The 17,036-nt window shown below is 71.9% G+C and carries 16 protein-coding genes; 5 read left to right on the top strand and 11 right to left on the bottom strand.

Translation table 11 applies throughout. From position 1 onward, the window contains the following. Positions 1-104 precede the first annotated feature (104 nt). From murC to SSP24_RS07010, 4 genes are all read left to right on the top strand, one after another. On the top strand, positions 105-1,496 hold the full coding sequence (gene murC / locus SSP24_RS06995; RefSeq protein ID WP_141307909.1) for a UDP-N-acetylmuramate--L-alanine ligase: 1,392 nt from the start codon (positions 105-107) through the stop codon (positions 1,494-1,496). 13 nt (positions 1,497-1,509) lie between these two features. Next, complete coding sequence (msrB, locus tag SSP24_RS07000) at positions 1,510-1,917, top strand: peptide-methionine (R)-S-oxide reductase MsrB (RefSeq protein ID WP_141307910.1); 408 nt, start codon at positions 1,510-1,512, stop codon at positions 1,915-1,917. Positions 1,918-2,390: 473 nt separating this feature from the next. Then, complete coding sequence (locus tag SSP24_RS07005) at positions 2,391-2,639, top strand: type II toxin-antitoxin system CcdA family antitoxin (RefSeq protein ID WP_141307911.1); 249 nt, start codon at positions 2,391-2,393, stop codon at positions 2,637-2,639. Beyond that, a complete protein-coding gene (locus tag SSP24_RS07010; RefSeq protein WP_141307912.1) occupies positions 2,636-3,037 on the top strand; it encodes a DNA-binding protein in 402 nt (133 codons plus the stop codon). Before SSP24_RS07005 ends, SSP24_RS07010 begins: the two co-directional genes overlap by 4 nt. 302 nt (positions 3,038-3,339) lie before the next feature. Here the strand turns inward: SSP24_RS07010 and SSP24_RS43485 are convergent, their stop codons facing one another. Together SSP24_RS43485 and SSP24_RS43360 are read right to left on the bottom strand one after the other, a co-directional pair. Further along, the gene (locus SSP24_RS43485) at positions 3,340-3,477 is read right to left on the bottom strand and encodes a TetR-like C-terminal domain-containing protein (RefSeq protein ID WP_218037069.1); all 138 of its coding nucleotides are present in this window, start codon (positions 3,475-3,477) and stop codon (positions 3,340-3,342) included. Positions 3,478-4,307: 830 nt separating this feature from the next. Beyond that, entirely contained in the window at positions 4,308-4,475 is a 168-nt protein-coding gene (locus tag SSP24_RS43360; RefSeq protein WP_174864607.1) for a hypothetical protein, read from the bottom strand. On the opposite strand from SSP24_RS43360, the gene SSP24_RS07020 reads away from it, so the two are divergent. After that, positions 4,425-5,780, top strand: a complete 1,356-nt coding sequence (locus tag SSP24_RS07020; RefSeq protein ID WP_174864613.1) for an FAD-dependent oxidoreductase — start codon at positions 4,425-4,427, stop codon at positions 5,778-5,780. The two genes, SSP24_RS43360 and SSP24_RS07020, sit on opposite strands and share 51 nt — an antisense overlap. Positions 5,781-6,055: 275 nt before the next feature. Here the strand turns inward: SSP24_RS07020 and meaB are convergent, their stop codons facing one another. The 9 genes from meaB to SSP24_RS07065 form a co-directional block, all read right to left on the bottom strand. Beyond that, a complete protein-coding gene (gene meaB, locus SSP24_RS07025; protein WP_141307914.1) occupies positions 6,056-7,036 on the bottom strand; it encodes a methylmalonyl Co-A mutase-associated GTPase MeaB in 981 nt (326 codons plus the stop codon). Continuing rightward, positions 7,033-9,207, bottom strand: a complete 2,175-nt coding sequence (gene scpA, locus SSP24_RS07030; protein WP_141307915.1) for a methylmalonyl-CoA mutase — start codon at positions 9,205-9,207, stop codon at positions 7,033-7,035. The genes meaB and scpA overlap by 4 nt, the downstream gene beginning before the upstream one ends. Further along, positions 9,207-11,009, bottom strand: a complete 1,803-nt coding sequence (locus SSP24_RS07035) for a methylmalonyl-CoA mutase subunit beta (RefSeq protein WP_141307916.1) — start codon at positions 11,007-11,009, stop codon at positions 9,207-9,209. The genes scpA and SSP24_RS07035 overlap by 1 nt, the downstream gene beginning before the upstream one ends. Before the next feature lie 118 nt (positions 11,010-11,127). Continuing rightward, positions 11,128-11,826, bottom strand: coding sequence for a GntR family transcriptional regulator (locus tag SSP24_RS07040; RefSeq protein WP_141307918.1), 699 nt, complete (start codon positions 11,824-11,826; stop codon positions 11,128-11,130). Between the two features lie 25 nt (positions 11,827-11,851). After that, positions 11,852-12,853, bottom strand: coding sequence for a proline racemase family protein (locus SSP24_RS07045; protein ID WP_141307920.1), 1,002 nt, complete (start codon positions 12,851-12,853; stop codon positions 11,852-11,854). Between the two features lie 45 nt (positions 12,854-12,898). Beyond that, complete coding sequence (locus SSP24_RS07050; protein ID WP_141307922.1) at positions 12,899-13,795, bottom strand: dihydrodipicolinate synthase family protein; 897 nt, start codon at positions 13,793-13,795, stop codon at positions 12,899-12,901. Continuing rightward, positions 13,785-15,233, bottom strand: a complete 1,449-nt coding sequence (locus tag SSP24_RS07055; RefSeq protein ID WP_141307924.1) for an NAD(P)/FAD-dependent oxidoreductase — start codon at positions 15,231-15,233, stop codon at positions 13,785-13,787. The genes SSP24_RS07050 and SSP24_RS07055 overlap by 11 nt, the downstream gene beginning before the upstream one ends. Beyond that, positions 15,226-15,525, bottom strand: a complete 300-nt coding sequence (locus SSP24_RS07060) for a (2Fe-2S)-binding protein (RefSeq protein WP_141307926.1) — start codon at positions 15,523-15,525, stop codon at positions 15,226-15,228. Before SSP24_RS07060 ends, SSP24_RS07055 begins: the two co-directional genes overlap by 8 nt. Further along, the gene (locus SSP24_RS07065) at positions 15,522-16,691 is read right to left on the bottom strand and encodes an NAD(P)/FAD-dependent oxidoreductase (RefSeq protein ID WP_141307928.1); all 1,170 of its coding nucleotides are present in this window, start codon (positions 16,689-16,691) and stop codon (positions 15,522-15,524) included. The genes SSP24_RS07060 and SSP24_RS07065 overlap by 4 nt, the downstream gene beginning before the upstream one ends. Positions 16,692-17,036: the final 345 nt, after the last annotated feature.

A 17,036-nucleotide genomic window follows, 5' to 3' on the forward strand; every position in this document is an offset into this window, starting at 1 on the left:
CACCGCCCCTTACGAGGTACCCCACGCCGTACGGAATAGGCTGGGGCCGCGCTTCCCACCGGGGGGCGCGCTGATCGTCGTACCGGATCTTGGGGAGAACACGCATGGCACCCGGCCTTCCTACCGCCATGGACCGACCGCACTTCATCGGCATCGGTGGGGCCGGGATGTCCGGTATCGCGAAGATTCTGGCGCAGCGGGGGGCCAAGGTCGCCGGCAGTGACGCCAAGGAGTCGGCGACCGTCGAGGCGCTGCGGGCGCTGGGCGCCACCGTGCACATCGGGCATGCGGCGGAGCACCTCGCGGACGACGCCAGCTGTGTGGTCGTCTCGTCGGCGATCCGGGCCGACAACCCGGAGCTCGCCCGCGCGGCCGAGCTGGGCATCCCCGTGGTGCACCGGTCCGACGCGCTGGCCGCCCTGATGGACGGGCTGCGGCCGATCGCGGTCGCCGGTACGCACGGCAAGACCACGACCACCTCGATGCTGGCCGTGTCGCTGTCCGAACTCGGGCTGCGGCCGTCGTACGCGATCGGCGGTGACCTCGACGCGCCCGGCTCCAACGCGCTGCACGGCGAGGGCGACATCTTCGTCGCCGAGGCGGATGAAAGCGACCGCAGCTTCCACAAGTACGCGCCCGAGGTCGCCATCGTCCTCAACGTGGAGCTCGACCACCACGCCAACTACGCCTCGATGGACGAGATCTACGAGTCCTTCGAGACCTTCGTCGGCCGGATCGTGCCCGGCGGCACGCTGGTGATCTCGGCGGACCACGAGGGCGCGCGGGAGCTGACGCGGCGGGTCGCCGCCTCGGGCGTCAAGGTCGTGACGTACGGCGCGGCGGACGACGCCGACGTGCGGGTGCTGGCGGTCGTGCCGCAGGGGCTGAAGAGCGAGGTCACCGTACTGATGGAGGGCCGGGAGCTCACCTTCGCGGTCTCCGTCCCCGGTCGGCACTACGCCCACAACGCGGTCGCCGCCCTCGCCGCCGGCGTGGCCCTCGGCATCCCGGCCGCGGAGCTGGCACCGGCGCTGGCGGCGTACACCGGCGTGAAGCGGCGGCTGCAGCTGAAGGGTGAGGCGGCCGGGGTGCAGGTGATCGACTCCTACGCCCACCACCCGACCGAGATGACCGCGGACCTGGAGGCGATGCGGGCGGCGGCCGGCGACGCGCGGATCCTGGTGGTCTTCCAGCCGCATCTGTTCTCGCGGACGCAAGAGCTGGGCAAGGAGATGGGCCAGTCCCTCGCCCTCGCGGACGCCTCCGTGGTGCTGGACATCTACCCGGCCCGTGAGGACCCGATCCCGGGGGTGACCAGCGAGCTGATCATCGAGGCGGCCTGGGCGGCGGGCGCGGACGTGACGGCGGTGCACGACAAGGGCGAGGTGCCCGAGGTGGTGGCGGGAATGGCCGGGGCCGGTGATCTCGTTCTCACGATGGGCGCGGGCGATGTCACCGACCTCGGACCGCGCATTCTGGACCGCCTGTCGAAGTGAGGGGCTGACACCCATGTCGTACGACGTCGAGAAGCCGGACGAGCAGTGGCGCGTGGAGCTGACGCCGGCCGAGTACGCCGTGCTGCGCCAGGCCGCGACGGAGCCCGCGTTCACCGGTGAGTACACCGACACCAAGACCAAGGGCGTGTACTCGTGCCGCGCCTGCGGTGCCGAGCTGTTCACCTCGAACACCAAGTTCGAGTCGCACTGCGGCTGGCCGTCCTTCTACGACCCCAAGGACAGCGACGCGGTGGAACTGATCGAGGACCGCTCGCACGGCATGGTGCGCACGGAGGTGCGCTGCGCGCGGTGCGGGTCGCACCTCGGGCACGTGTTCGAGGGCGAGGGGTATCCGACGCCTACGGATCAGCGGTACTGCATCAACTCGATCTCGTTGCGATTGATGCCGGACGAGGGCTGACCGGAGCGGTCACAGCAGCTGGCCCGAGGGGTGAAGCGGCAAGTGCGCGAGGCCCATCCCGGCGCCGCCCCGGGGGCTCGGGCAGGCAGTGGGCGCGGGTGGGAAGGCGGCGGTGAGGCGACGCGCCTGCAGGCGTCGTAGCCGGCGTCGGTGAGGCCGGATGGAGTCGGCTGTCGGCGAGCAGCCGTGGCGCGAAGCGGGAGGCAGCCGGCCAGGCTGCGGCGGAACGGATGGGCCGACTGGGCGTCGGCCAGGGCGGCGACGGCGACGGCGGTGGACAGCGTCTAGCCCTCCACCTCTCCGGCGGTCGGAGCGACCGGTCGTGCGGCAGCACCAATTCCACCGACTTGGTTCGACGCCCGCGGGCTCGGCGAGCGCAGCCTCGGTGTCACTCGCAGTGGGCACTCTGCACTCGCGTGCGGACGTGTGCCGAGCGAGACGACCATGGGCGCATATCGCAGTATGCTCGGGTCATGGCGGATACGACACGTATCACAGTGACGCTGCCGACCGAGCAGGTCGCGGAACTCAGGAAGCTCACCGACAACGTCTCCGGCTATGTGGCCGAGGCGGTGGCGCGTCAGTTGCGGCACCAACTGCTCGGTGCCGATCTTCAGCGCCACCAGGAGGAACACGGGGCATTCACCGAGGAGGAGCTGGCGGAGGCGCGCTCCAGGATCTTCGGGACGACGGATACGGGCGGATCGGCGAGCGCGGCGTGAACGAGCATGTCGAGACGGTCGTCCTGGACTCCGAGGGGCTCTCCGCCTGGATTGCGCAAGACCGCAAGATCCTCGCGATGTTCCAGGTGCTGCATGCCATGGGTGCTGATTTCGTCATCGGAGCCAACACCATCGTGGAGGTCAGCCACGGGCGGGTGAACATGCCTCGTTTGCGGTGGGCGCTGTCACGCGTCAAGGTCGAGCCGGTAACCGAGGGCGCGGCGAAAGCATCCGCGGAACTACTCAAGGCCGCGGGTTTGCATGGCCACAAGTACGCGATTGATGCGACCGTGGCCGAGGTGGCACTGCGCCAGCCGGGCCCAGTGGCCATGCTGACCTCCGATGTCGATGACATGGCCCGGTTGTGCGGCGACCGCGTCCGGCTCATCGGCATCTGAGCGGGCAACTGCGCCATCATGGGCGTGAGCCGTGTCGTCGCGGGTCGCATCAGCAGGGCTTCGTCGATGCTGCTGTGCGCAAGCTCAGCAATCCGGGTCAACTGATCGCGACCGACCGGGATTTCGGTATCACCTGTGGCGATCACGGCATCCCTGGGTCGGTCGGTTCCTGGCTTCCCAGTAGGTAGTGGCCCTGGCGGCCATCGGTGTCATTCTCGGCTACGGGGGTGTCACGGACACCGTGCTCATCGAGGGCGGGCGCCTGCGTCAGGTGTTCGGCTTCTTCGCCTGGTCCTCGTCGATCACCGATCGGTCACCTGGTGGCGCAGGTGGCCGTAGATCTCCAGGATGAGCAGCCCGTGCATCCGGCTCCACAACCGCAGGCAGAGCGCCACCGCGGCCGGCGGCAGTTCCGGGAAGGACTCGCGTGCCAGGGTCACGAGGCTGGGCTGGAAGTCGCTCCAGTCGTAGTCGCAGGCCTCCTGGGTGTGCGCGGCCCGGTCCCAGATGCCCGTGACGAGACCGAGCTAGGACCGCGCACAGCCGGTGGTTCCGCCTCCTGCGCGACGCCGCCCTCGGGGGCCTGATAGCCGGGCACCGGGTCGCCGTAGATGAGTCGTTCCCGGTGAGAATCCCCCGTCCACCGCCTGCTGAGCCACGGCTGCTGATTACCTTCCTCGACGGCCTTGACTACTTCTTCTGTTCGGGCTTTCTCTCTGAAGTCTTCGTCATCCAGGACTGACAGACCCATCGGGCAAGCCCGCCCACGGCGAGGGACACGAGGATGGCTCCCCAGTCGATGACGTGCGGAAGGCCGGGAAGAAGACGAAGAAGGCGAGCGTGGCGACGAAGCCGACGAGGAACGCGGCGATCCCGGCTCGGCGCCGCCGTGTTTCCGACGCTGGGCCCGAATTCTGCCCCTCTTGTTGCTCGATCATGAAACGACTCACTTCGTGATGTGGTGGCACTAACTCACACGCCGCACTCCGTTGATGTAGAGGTGGGCGCACGCCTTGCCATAACGAGGCAGCGTCTGGGGAGAGTTGCTTCGCATCGGGTCGATCTTCCGGCGTTCTGGTACGTGATCTTCTTGCCCTTGCCTCGGATGATCGGGGTGGTGAGGAGGAGGGCTCCCGCGACCAGGATGTAGGCCGATTCACCGCTATGAGCGGCTAGTCGTTCGGGCAGACATCGTGTGAGCCCCCTGGCGGAGCCGGGGGGTGGCCCGAGGTGGGCCCTCTCCGGGGTGTGCAGAAGGGCTGAAACGCGGTCATCCCGCCCCGCCGAGCGGGATACTGGTGGTGACGACGACGGCGACCAGGGGAGTGGATCGGTGGGCTCTGCCGGAGGAGTGGGCGGTGGTCGGGGTGGGCGGCATGTGGTTGTTGTGGGTGGGAGTCTCGCGGGGTTGCTCGCGGCGCATGTGCTGGCCGGGCATGCCGAGCGCGTGACCGTCGTCGAGCGTGACCGGTTTGCGGACGGCGGCAAGGCCCGGCCCGGCGTGCCGCAGGGGCGGCATCCGCATGTCCTGTTGGAGGGCGGGCAGGTGGCCCTGGAGTCGCTGCTGCCGGGATTCCTGGCGGAGTTGCGGGCGGCGGGGGCGCCGCGGGTGGGCATGCCGTCGGACATGGTGCTGTGGCAGAACGGGCGTTGGTTCCGCCGGGTGCCCGCGACGACGCACATCTACACCGGTTCCCGCGCGCAGTTGGAGGAGCTGGTACGGCGGCGGGTTCTGGCCAATCCGGCGATCAGCGTGGTCGAGGGGGCCGATGTTGTCGGGCTTCTCGGCGACGGCTCGCGCGTGCGGGGCGTGCTGCTGCGGGAGCGTTCCGGCGAGGCTCGAACAGAGGCCCGGGCCCTTGAGGCCGACCTGGTCGTCGACGCGTCCGGCAGTGGGACGAAGGCTCCGCAGTGGCTCGCGGCGATCGGCGCCGATGCCCCGCACGAGGAGACCATCGACACCGGGCTCGCCTACGCCTCCCGCGTCTACCGCGGCAAGAGCGGCGTCCTCGACGGCGACACCCTGGGCTACTACGTCTATCCCTGCCCCGACCAGGTGCACGCCGGCGGTGCGCTGCCGCTGGAGGACGGCAGCCACCTGGTCATCGTCTCGGGGCTGCGCGGCGATGAACCGCCCACGGACGACGACGAGTTCGTGACGTACACCAAGAGGCTGCCGCATCCGCTCCTGCACCGGTGGCTGGAGGACGCCGAACCGCTGTCACCGGCGTTCGGTTACCGGCGGACCGCGAACGTCCGCCGACGGTACGACCTGCCCGGCCGCCGCCCGGCCGGGTTCCTCGCCACCGGCGACGCCCTGTGCACCTTCAACCCGATCTACGGGCAGGGCATGGCCGTCGCCGCGATGAGCGCGGTCGCCCTGCGCGACGCGCTGGCCGATCCGCGCCGGACGCCCACGACGCGGCGCGTGCAGCGGGCGCTCCTCGCGGCGTCCCGGCAGGCGTGGGACATCTCCGCCGGGGCGGACCGTGCGATGCCGGGCGCGGTCGGCACCGCGGTCGCCGGCGGGCCCGCGGACCGCGTCGCCGGTTGGTACCTGGACCGGGTCCAGGAGCGATCCCCCGGCGACCCTGTCGTGGGGCGCGCCTTCCGCTCCGTGCTGACCCTCGCCGCGCCGGTCACCGCCCTGTTCGCCCCACCCGTTGCCCGGGCCGTCCTCTTCGGCCCACCCGCGCCGTCGCCCACCGAGCCCCCGGCGTCACCGGAGGGGCCGGGGGCCTGAGTGGGGTCAACGGCCGTCCTCGAACGCCCCCAGAATCCGCTCCGCCGCCCACCGAGCCGCCGGCGTCACCGGAGGGGCCGGTGGCCTGAGCGAGGTCAACGGCTTCCTCCTCGAACGCCCCCAGAATCCGCGCCATCGCCCACCGAGCCCCCGGCGACACCGGAGGGCCCGGGTGCCTGAGCGAGGTCAACGGCCGTCCTCGAACGCCCCCAGAATCCGCTCCGTCGCCCACCGAGCCGCCGGCGTCACCGGAGGGGCCGGTGGCCTGAGCGGGGTCAACGGCCGTTCTCGAACGCCCCCAGAATCCGCTCCGCCGCCAGCGTCGCCGTCAACTCGCCGTCCCGCACCTGCTGTTCGAGGGTGGGCGCGAGGGCTCGTACGCCCGGGTGGGCGTGCAGACGGCCCAGCAGGTCGTCGCGGACCATCGTCCAGGTCCAGTCGACCTGCTGGTCGCGGCGCTTGGCGGCGAGGCGGCCCGTGGAGTCGAGGAGCGTGCGGTGTTGTTCGAGGCGCTCCCAGACGGTGTCCAGGCCGGTCGACTCGCGGGCGCTGCAGTGCAGCACCGGCGGCGTCCAGACGGCGTCCTTGCCGTGCATCAGCCGCAGCGCGCCCGACAACTCCCGTGCCGCCGCCCGCGCGTCCCGCTCGTGCGGGCCGTCCGCCTTGTTGACGGCGATCACGTCGGCCAGCTCCAGGACACCCTTCTTGATGCCCTGCAGCTGGTCGCCGGTGCGGGCGAGGGTGAGCAGCAGGAAGGAGTCGACCATGTTCGCGACGGCCGTCTCGGACTGGCCGACACCGACCGTCTCGACGAGCACCACGTCGTAGCCCGCCGCCTCCATCACCACGATCGACTCGCGGGTGGCCTTGGCGACCCCGCCGAGCGTGCCGGCGGTGGGGGAGGGGCGTACGAAGGCCGCGGGGTCCACGGCCAGCCGCTCCATCCTGGTCTTGTCGCCCAGGATCGAGCCGCCGGTCCGGCTCGACGACGGGTCGACGGCGAGCACGGCGACCCGGTGCCCGAGCCCGGTCAGCAGGGTGCCGAACGCGTCGATGAACGTCGACTTGCCGACCCCCGGCACTCCGCTGACGCCGATCCGCCGCGCCTTCCCGCTGTACGGCAGCAGCGCGGTCAGCAACTGCTGGGCCAGCACCCGGTGTTGCGGCCGGGTGGACTCGACGAGCGTGATCGCGCGCGCCACGATCGCCCGCTTTCCGTCGAGCACGCCCTTCACATACGCGTCAAGGTCGATCACAGCTCGTGCCCGAGGTCGGCCGCCAGCCGCCGTACCAGGTCGTGGGCCGCGTCCGGGATCACCGTCCCCGGCGGGAACACGGCCGCCGCACCCATCTCCAGCAGGGTCGGCACGTCCTGCGGCGGGATCACCCCGCCGACGACGATCACGATGTCCTCGCGTCCTTCCGCGGCCAGTTCCTCGCGCAGTGCCGGTACGAGCGTGAGGTGACCGGCGGCCAGCGAGGACACGCCCACGATGTGCACGTCCGCCTCCACCGCCTGCCGGGCGACCTCGGCGGGCGTCTGGAACAGCGGGCCGACGTCCACGTCGAAGCCCAGGTCGGCGAACGCGGTCGCGATCACCTTCTGGCCGCGGTCGTGACCGTCCTGGCCCATCTTGGCGACCAGGATGCGCGGACGGCGGCCCTCGGCCTCCTCGAAGGCGTCCACCAGGGCGCGGGTGCGGTCGACGGACGGGGACTCGCCTGCTTCGTTGCGGTACACGCCGGAGATCGTACGGATCTGGCTCGCGTGCCGCCCGTACACCTTCTCCAGGGCGTCCGAGATCTCCCCGACGGTCGCCTTCGCCCGGGCTGCGTGCACGGCCAGCTCCAGCAGGTTGCCGTCGCCGTCGGCCGCCCGGGTGAGTGCGTCGAGTGCGTCCTGGCAGGCCTGCTCATCCCGCTCCGACCGCAGCCGCCGTAGCTTCTCGATCTGCTGAGCGCGCACAGAGGAGTTGTCGACCTTGAGCACCTCGATCTGCTCGTCGCTGTCGACCCGGTACTTGTTCACGCCGATCACCGGCTGCCGACCCGAGTCGATACGGGCCTGGGTGCGGGCCGCGGCCTCCTCCACCCGCAGCTTGGGGATGCCGGCGTCGATGGCCTGGGCCATGCCGCCCGCCTGCTCGACCTCCTGGATGTGCTGCCAGGCGCGGCGGGCGAGGTCGTACGTCAGTTTCTCGACGTAGGCACTGCCGCCCCACGGGTCGATCACCCGCGTGGTGCCGGACTCCTGCTGGATGAGCAGCTGGGTGTTGCGGGCGATCCGCGCCGAGAAGTCGGTGGGCAGCGCTAGAGCCTCGTCCAGGGCGTTGGTGTGCAGCGACTGGGTGTGGCCCTGGGTGGCGGCCATCGCCTCGACGCACGTACGTGTGACGTTGTTGAACACGTCCTGCGCGGTCAGCGACCAGCCGGAGGTCTGCGAATGGGTGCGCAGGGAGAGGGACTTGGTGTTCTTCGGGTCGAACTGCTTCACCAGCTTCGCCCACAGCAGGCGGGCCGCGCGCAGCTTGGCGATCTCCATGAAGAAGTTCATGCCGATCGCCCAGAAGAAGGACAGGCGCGGTGCGAACGCGTCCACGTCCAGGCCCGCCTCCCGGCCCGCCCGGATGTACTCCACGCCGTCGGCGAGGGTGTACGCCAGCTCCAGGTCGGCCGTCGCGCCCGCCTCCTGGATGTGGTAGCCGGAGATGGAGATGGAGTTGTAGCGGGGCATCCGCTGCGAGGTGAAGGCGAAGATGTCGGAGATGATCCGCATCGACGGCTTCGGCGGATAGATGTAGGTGTTGCGGACCATGAACTCCTTGAGGATGTCGTTCTGAATGGTCCCGGCCAGCTTCTCGGGCGGTACTCCCTGCTCCTCCGCCGCCACGATGTACAGGGCGAGCACCGGCAGCACCGCGCCGTTCATCGTCATCGACACGGTCATCCTGTCCAGCGGGATGCCGTCGAACAGCTGTCGCATGTCGTAGATCGAGTCGATCGCCACGCCCGCCATGCCGACGTCACCGGTCACGCGCGGGTGGTCGCTGTCGTAGCCGCGGTGCGTGGGCAGGTCGAAGGCGACGGACAGGCCCTTCTGACCGGCCGCCAGATTGCGCCGGTAGAAGGCGTTGGACTCCTCGGCGGTGGAGAAGCCCGCGTACTGGCGGATGGTCCAGGGCTGGTTGACGTACATCGTCGGGTACGGCCCGCGCAGATACGGCGCGATGCCCGGGTAGGTGTCCAGGAAGTCCAGGCCCTCCAGGTCCTGCCCGGTGTAGAGCGGCTTGACCGCGATGCCCTCCGGGGTCTCCCAGAGCAGGTCGTCGCCGGCGGCCGCCTTCTTCACCGCCGTACGCCACTCGTCGGTGCCGCCGCCGGTGGCCGGGGTCCCCAGCTCGATCCCGGAGAAGTCGGGGACGGACATCAGGACACTCCCATCCGGTCGAGGGTCGCGGAGAGCACGGCGACCGCGTCGCAGCCCGCGAAGATGTAACTGTCGACACCCGCGTACTGCCCGGGCCGCCCCGCGAGGAACACATGCGTGGCGCCCGCCGCCGACAGCTCGCGGGCGCGGGTCTCGGCCTGCTCCGCGTACAGCTCGTCGCTGGAGCACAGGCAGACCTCGCTCGCCCCGCTCTCCTCGAACGTGCCCTCGGTGACGGGCTCGATGCCGCCCGCCTGGAAGAGGTTCGCGGCGAAGGTGGCGCGCGCGGTGTGGGCGGCGGCCGGGCCGAGGGTGGCCAGGAAGATCCGGGGGCGGGAGCCGGTCGCGGCGAGGTGGGCGTCCGAGCGGGCCCGCAGCGCCTCGTAGGCGTCGTCGCGGCGGACCCGGGGCAGGCCGCCGGTAGGCGGAGCTGGCGCGGGCTCGCGGACGACGGGCTTCTCGGCCAGGTGCGGGAACTCGCTGACGCCGGTGATGGGTTCACGCCGCTTGGCGAGCTTCGCGCCCCGAGCGGCCCAGGTCTCGGCCAGCCGCTCCCGGACCATCCCCGAGCGCAGGGCGGCGGCCTGGCCACCCGCCCGCTCGATCGTGCGGAAGAACTCCCAGCCCGCGTGGGCGAGTTCGTCCGTGAGCCGCTCCACGTACCAGGAGCCACCGGCCGGATCGATCACCCGGGACAGGTGCGACTCCTCGATGAGGATCGTGGAGGTGTTGCGGGCGATACGACGCGCGAACGCGTCCGGCAGTCCGAGCGCGTGGTCGAACGGCAGTACGGTCACCGCGTCGGCGCCCCCGACCCCGGCCGCCAGCGTGGCCACCGTGGTGCGCAGCATGTTCACCCACGGGTCGCGGCGCGTCATCATCACCGGCGAGGTCACGACGTGCTGCACCTGCGCGCCAGGCCCCCCGCAGACCTCGGCGACCCGCGCCCACAGCCGTCGTGCCGCCCGCAGCTTGGCGATCGTCAGGAACTGGTCGGCGCTGGCCGCGTACCGGAACTCCAGCTGCGCGCACGCCTGTTCGACGCTCAGCCCCGCCTCGGTCAGCGCCCGCAGATACGCGACACCGGTCGCCAGCGAGCACCCCAGCTCCTGCGCGGCCGAGCCACCGGCCTCGTGGTACGGCAGCGCGTCCACGGTCAGCGCCCGCAGCCCCGGGTAGTCGTCGGCGCAGCGCCGCGCCAGTCCGGTCACGACCGAGAAGTCGTACGACTGCCCCGTGCGCGCCTCGAATCCCAGCGGGTCGGCGCCCAGGTTGCCGCGCGCCGCCTCACGGGCGACGCCCCGCTCCTCGTACAGCCGCAGCAACTCCCGCGCCGCGTCCTCGACCTCGCGTCCGGCGTCGAGGACGACGGGCGCCAGGTCGAGATAGACGCCGTCGAGGACGCGGCCGAGCGAGGACACCGGGAGACCGCCCTCGCCGGTGACCAGCCAGAGCGAGGTGACGCCGTTCTCCAGGTCGGCGAGCACCGCGCCGCCGTCGACGGTCGCGTGCCGCTGTCGTACGTCCCAGCCGCCGAGGGTGTTTCCCTCGGCCCGGGCGCCCCGTACAAAGGGTGCGAAACCGGGGAAGCCGGGCTCGGGCGCGGCGTCGTGGGCGGTGTACAGGGGGCGGACACGGAGTCCGTCCTCCAGTGTGGTGGACAGGGCGTCCTCGGCGGCCGCGTCCTCGACGTCCTTGCCCGACTTGCGCAGTACGCCCGCCACAAGGCGCTGCCACTGCTCACGGGTCGCGTCGGAGAACTCGGCGGCCAGAGTAAGCCCGTCGTCGGGCAGGACCGTCATGCTCGGATGCTAGGCCAGGCGAACAAAGGAGCAGCAGAGATCACGGCTGTGACCTTGCCCTCTTTGAGTGAGCCTTGAGCGGCGGCTGATTCCGTACTACGCCGTGGTGTGACCGCGCTCACGCGTCCGGCGCCGACCGGGGCTCGGGTTGCGGTGCCGCCCACAGGCCCCGGACATGGCCTAGGTGGCGGGTCATGACGGCGTGCACGGCGGTCTCGTCGCGGGCGAGCAGGGCGTCGAGGAGTTCCAGGTGCTCCTCGGCCGACGCCTGGAGGCGGCCCTGCTCGGCGAGTGCGGTCAGGCCGTAGAGGCGGGCGCGGCGGCGCAGGTCGCGGACCACCTCGACGAGGTGCTCGTTGCCCGCGAGGGCCAGCAGGCCGAGGTGGAAGCGCAGATCGGCCTCGACATACGCGATCAGGTCGCCGGCCACGGCCGCGGTGACGATCTCCTCGGCGACCGGACGCAGCTCCGCCAGCGCCACCGGGTCGGCGGTGCGGGCCAGTTGGACCGTCGTCGGAATCTCGATCAGCGCGCGGATGTGGGTGTACTCGTCGAGCTGTTTTTCGGAGACGGCCGTGACCCGGAAGCCCTTGTTGGGCACCGAGTCGACCAGGCCCTCCTTGGCCAGGTCCAGCAACGCCTCGCGCACCGGCGTCGCGGAGACCCCGAAACGGGCGGCGAGCGTGGGCGCCGAGTAGACCTCGCCGGTGCGCAGCTCACCCGCGATCAGGGCGGCGCGCAGGGCGTCGGCGACGCGCTCGCGGTAGCTGCTCTTCTTGCCGCCGAGCGCGGGGAGGCTGGGGGTGGGCGCGGTCATGGGGGGTCTTCCTCGATCTCGGTCATCACAGAACGAACCCGGCGGGGAACGGGTCCTCCGGGTCGAGCATGTACTGGGCCGTGCCCGTGATCCACGCCCGCCCCGTGAAGCTGGGCAGCACCGCCGGGATCCCGGCCACGTCCGTCGTGCCGAGCAGACGGCCCGTGAAGTGGGTGCCGATGAAGGACTCGTTGACGAACTCGGTGTGCAACGGCAGTTCACCACGGGCGTGCAGTTGCGCCATGCGCGCGCTGGTGCCCGTACCGCAGGGGGAGCGGTCGAACCACCCGGGATGGATCGCCATCGCGTGGCGCGAGTGGCGGGCGGTGGCGTCCGGGGCGAGCAGATGGACATGGTGCAGGCCGTGGATCGACGGGTCCTCGGGGTGCACCGGCTCCTCCTCGGCGTTGACGGCCTCCATCAGCGCCAGGCCCGCCTTCAGGATGTCGTCCTTGCGGGCACGGTCGAACGGCAGGCCGAACTCCGCGAGCGGCAGGATGGCGTAGAAGTTGCCGCCGTAGGCGAGGTCGTACGTCACCGTGCGCCCGTCGGCGAGCGTGGCCTTGCGGTCGAGGCCGACGGCGAAGGACGGGACGTTGCGCAGGGTCACGTTCCTGGCCGCGCCGCCCTCGACCGCGACCTCGGCGACCACGAGACCGGCCGGGGTGTCCAGGCGGATGGTGGTGACCGGCTCGGTGACCTCCACCATGCCGGTCTCCACCAGCACGGTCGCCACGCCGATCGTGCCGTGCCCGCACATCGGCAGATAGCCGGAGACCTCGATGTAGACGACGCCCCAGTCGCAGTCTGGGCGGGTGGGCGGCTGGAGGATGGCGCCGCTCATCGCCGCATGGCCGCGCGGCTCGTTCATCAGCAACTGCTTGATGTCGTCGCGGTGTTCACGGAAGTACAGCCGCCGCTCGTTCATGGTCGCGCCGGGGATGGTGCCGATCCCGCCGGTGATCACGCGGGTGGGCATGCCCTCGGTGTGCGAGTCGACGGCGTGCAGGACGAGTGAGCTGCGCACGGCCAACCTCCTTATGAGAGATACGAGTTATCCGAGCCCCGCCACTTATCCGAGCCCCGCCGCGACGGCCTTCTCCGTCGCCGCCCGCACCGCCGCTTCCTGCTCCGGCGCCAGCGGCACCCGCGGGGGCCGGCATGGACCGCCGTACCGTCCGACGATGTCCATCGACAGCTTGATGGCCTGCACGAACTCCACGCGCGAGTCCCAGCGCAGCAGCGGGTGCAGCTGCCGGTACAGGGGCAGCGCGGTGTCCAGGTCGCCGGCCACCGCGGCCCGGTACAGCTCGACCGAGGCCTTCGGCAGCGCGTTCGGATACCCGGCCACCCAGCCCTTGGCGCCCGCGATCGCCAGCTCCAGCGCGACATCGTCGGCGCCGATCAACAGGTCCAGCTCCGGGGCGAGTTCGGCGATGCGGTACGCCCGCCGGACGTCTCCCGAGAACTCCTTGACGCCCCGGATCAGCCCCTCGCCGTGCAGCTTCGCCAGCAGCTCGGGTACGAGGTCGACCTTGGTGTCGATCGGGTTGTTGTACGCCACGACGGGCAGGCCCGCCCGCGCGACCTCGGCGTAGTGCGCGAGGACCGACCGCTTGTCGGCGCGGTAGGCGTTGGGCGGCAGCAGCATGACCGCGCCGCAGCCCGCGTCGCGCGCCTGTTCGGCCCACCGCCGGGCCTCCGCGGCGCCGTACGCGGCGACCCCGGGCATCACCCGCTCGCCGCCGATCGCGGCGACGGCGGTCTCGACGACCCTGGCGCGCTCCTCGGGGGTGAGGACCTGGTACTCGCCGAGCGAGCCGTTCGGTACGACGCCGTCACAGCCGTTCGCCACGAGCCAGGCGCAGTGCTCGGCGAACGCCTCGTAGTCCACGGCCAGGTCGGCGGTGAGGGGGAGCGCGGTGGCGACGAGGACGCCGCGCCAGGGGCGGTGCTGTTCAGTCGTCATGGGGGTCCTTCCCGTCCGGGGGGTTGTCGGGTGGGGGTGGTCCGGTCTGTGTGTCGGGGGCCTGTCCGGCCAGTACGCCGAGTGGCACCGGCCGGGCGAACGGTGTGCGGGCCGGGGTCTGGGGGCAGCCGGTGAGGGCGGCGACGGCGGGCCCGCACATCCGGCCCTGGCACCAGCCCATCCCGGCGCGGGTGAGCAGCTTCACGGTCCGTACGTCGCCGGCGCCGAGCTCGCCGACGGCCGTCCGGACGGCGTGCACCGGAACTTCCTCGCAGCGGCAGATCAGGGTGTCGTCGGTGAGCTGCTCGGCCCAGTGCGCGGGCGGTGCGTAGACGGAGTCGAGCGCGGCGAAGAACCCGCGCAGCGCCGCGCGGCTCCGGGCTGCCCCGGCCCAGGTTCGTGGGTCGGGCTGTCTGCCGGTCAGCCGTGCGGCGGCCGAGCGGCCCGCGATATGGCCCTCGGCGAGTGCGAGGTCCGCGCCGCCGATGCCGGTGGCCTCGCCCGCCGCCCACACGCCGGGCACGTCGGTGCGCTGCTCGTCGTCCACGCGTACGGCGACCCCGTCGAGGCGGCAGCCCAGGGTGGCGGCGAGGTCGGTGTGCGGCAGCATGCCGTGGCCGACGGCGAGCGTGTCGCAGGCGATACGGCGCCGGGTGCCCGGACGGACCCGGCCCTCGGCGTCGAGGGCGGCGACCGTCACGGCGTCCAGCCGTTCGTCGCCGTGCGCCTCCACCACCGTATGGCGTGCCAGCACCGGGACTCGGTGGCGTAGGAGCCGGGCCGCGTATCCGGCGCCTTCTGCCAGCTTCACCGGCAGCGAGGCCAGTGCGCGGGAGCGGCGTACCAGGGCTTTCGGGTCGGCGGACTCGACGAGCGCGGCGACGTGTGCGCCCGCCGCGGCCAGCCCGGTCGCGACGGGCAGCAGCAGAGGGCCGGTCCCGGCGACCACGGCGGTGCGGCCGGGCAGGACGAGTCCGCCCTTGAGCAGGGCCTGGGCGCCGCCCGCGGTGACCACGCCGGGGAGGGTCCAGCCGGGGAAGGGCAGCACCTTCTCGTAGCCGCCGGTGGCGAGGACGACGGCGTCGGCGTCCACGGTCACGCCGTCTTCCTGGAGCGGGCCGAGCAGCGCGTGCACGGTGAAACCGGCGGAGTGCCGCTCGACGTACCAGACGTGATGGTCCGTCAGGTGGGTGACGCGGCCTGCCGTGATCTGCCGGCCGAGGCCCTCGCGCAGCCGCCGCCAGGTGCGCCAGCCGTGGTGCAGCGCCTGCGGGCGGCGGGCGCCGAGCCCGGGCGCGGGCTGCCGGTAGAACTGGCCGCCCGCCTCCGGGGCGGAGTCGACGAGGGCGACTCGTACGCCCGCGGCGGCCGCCGCCAATGTCGCCGCGAGCCCCGCCGGGCCCGCGCCGATCACGGCGAGTCGGGGACGGTCAGTCATCGTGTCCCGTCCCCTCCTGCGTACGGATCGCGTCGCCCGGCCGTACCGGGACCAGGCAGGCGCGCTGGTTGGGGCGGCCGTTGAGGCTCACCAGGCAGTCGAAGCAGACCCCGATCCCGCAGAACACCCCACGCGGCCGCCCGGCACCCCGCGTGCCGCGCCAGGAGGTGACACCGGCCGCCCACAGCGCGGCGGCGACGGTCTGGCCGGGCAGCGCGGTGATCTCCCGGCCGTCCAAGGTGACCGTGAAGGCGGGGCCGGGTCGGGCGTCGGTCAGCTTCAGTGGGTTCATATTGCGTTCCCCTCGCATGGGGCCTCCCCGGCGAAACGGTCGGGACGAAAAGGCGCCAGGTCCAACTCCGGCGCCCGTCCGCTCAGCACCTGGGCGATCAGATGCCCGGTCCCGGTCGCCAGCCCGATGCCCGCGCCCTCGTGCCCGCACGCGTGCAGCAGGCCCGGCACGCGCGGATCGGGGCCGATGGCGGGCAGGTGGTCGGGCAGGTACGGGCGGAAGCCGACGTACGTCCGCATGGCCCGCACCCGCCCGAGGAACGGGAACAACCGGACGGCGCCCGCCGCCAGCGCCCGTACCACCGGCAGCGAGAAGGACCGGTCGAAACCCACCCGTTCGCGGCTCGCGCCGATCAGCACCGGGCCGGCCGCCGTGCCCTCGACGACCGGCGAGGTCTGCAGCGCCGCCGAGTCGCTGGCCACGTCGGCCACGTAGTCGGCGGCGTACACCTTGTGCCGTACCAGACGCGGCAGCGGCTCGGTGACCAGGACGAACCCGCGCCGGGGGAGGACGGGCAAGTGGACCCCCGCCAGTGCGGCGACCTCGCCGCCCCAGGTCCCGGCGGCGTTCACGACGGCCGGCGCGTGGATCTCGCCCCGGTCCGTCCGTACGCCGCGCACGGCACCGTCCGGGCCGCGCAGGACGCCGGTGACGGTCCGGCCGGTTTCGAGCCTGGCGCGGGAGGCCCGAGCGAGGTGCGCGGCGGCGAGGGCGGGCATGACCTGGGCGTCCTGCGGATAGTGCATGCCGCCCGGGAGGCCGGGGGCGAGGTGCGGCTCCAGATCCTTGAGTTGGTGCTCGCCGACGGGTACGGCCTCGACGCCTGCGGTGCGTTGACCGGTCGCGAACTCCTCCAGGGCGGTCAGGCCCTCGGGCGACGAGGCGACGACCACGCCGCCCTTGGCCTCGTACTCGACCGCGGTGCCGAACTCCTCCGCCAGCTCCGCCCACAGGCGGGCGGACAGCAGGGCGAGTTCGAGTTCGGGCCCCGGTTCCTTGTCGGAGACTAGGACGTTGCCCTCGCCCGCGCCGGTGGTGCCGCCGGACACCGGGCCCCGGTCGACCAGCGTGACGTCCAGGCCCGCCCGGGCCGCGTGGAAGGCGCAGGCGGCGCCCACCATGCCGGCTCCTACTACGACGACATCGCAGGTCAACTGGTTGGTCACGACAGTAATATGTCACATAGCGCGCTGCGTCGGAAGACCGCCGGCGCGGATCCCTTCGCCTCCGGTTGCAGGTAACGGGAAGATGGCGCTTAGGTGAATTCACCGTGACGCTGTCGGCAGTACGTGATCACGCGCGGCGGTCGCTCCGATCAGCGGGCCGCCCCCGTGCGGGCGGGCCGGGCGTCGCGCGGCGGTGTGGGTGGATACCTTTGGCAACCAGTGTTTTCCGGTGGACGTCATGAGGTGAGAAGGCGGGTCTGCCGTGGTGGCCGAGCACGGTCGCCCCGGCCGCCCCGAGCGGGACGGCCGCAGTCTCGGGCAGTGGACGCGTGGCTCATGTCGGTT

Source organism: Streptomyces spinoverrucosus, assembly GCF_006539505.1.
GTDB lineage: Bacteria > Actinomycetota > Actinomycetes > Streptomycetales > Streptomycetaceae > Streptomyces > Streptomyces spinoverrucosus.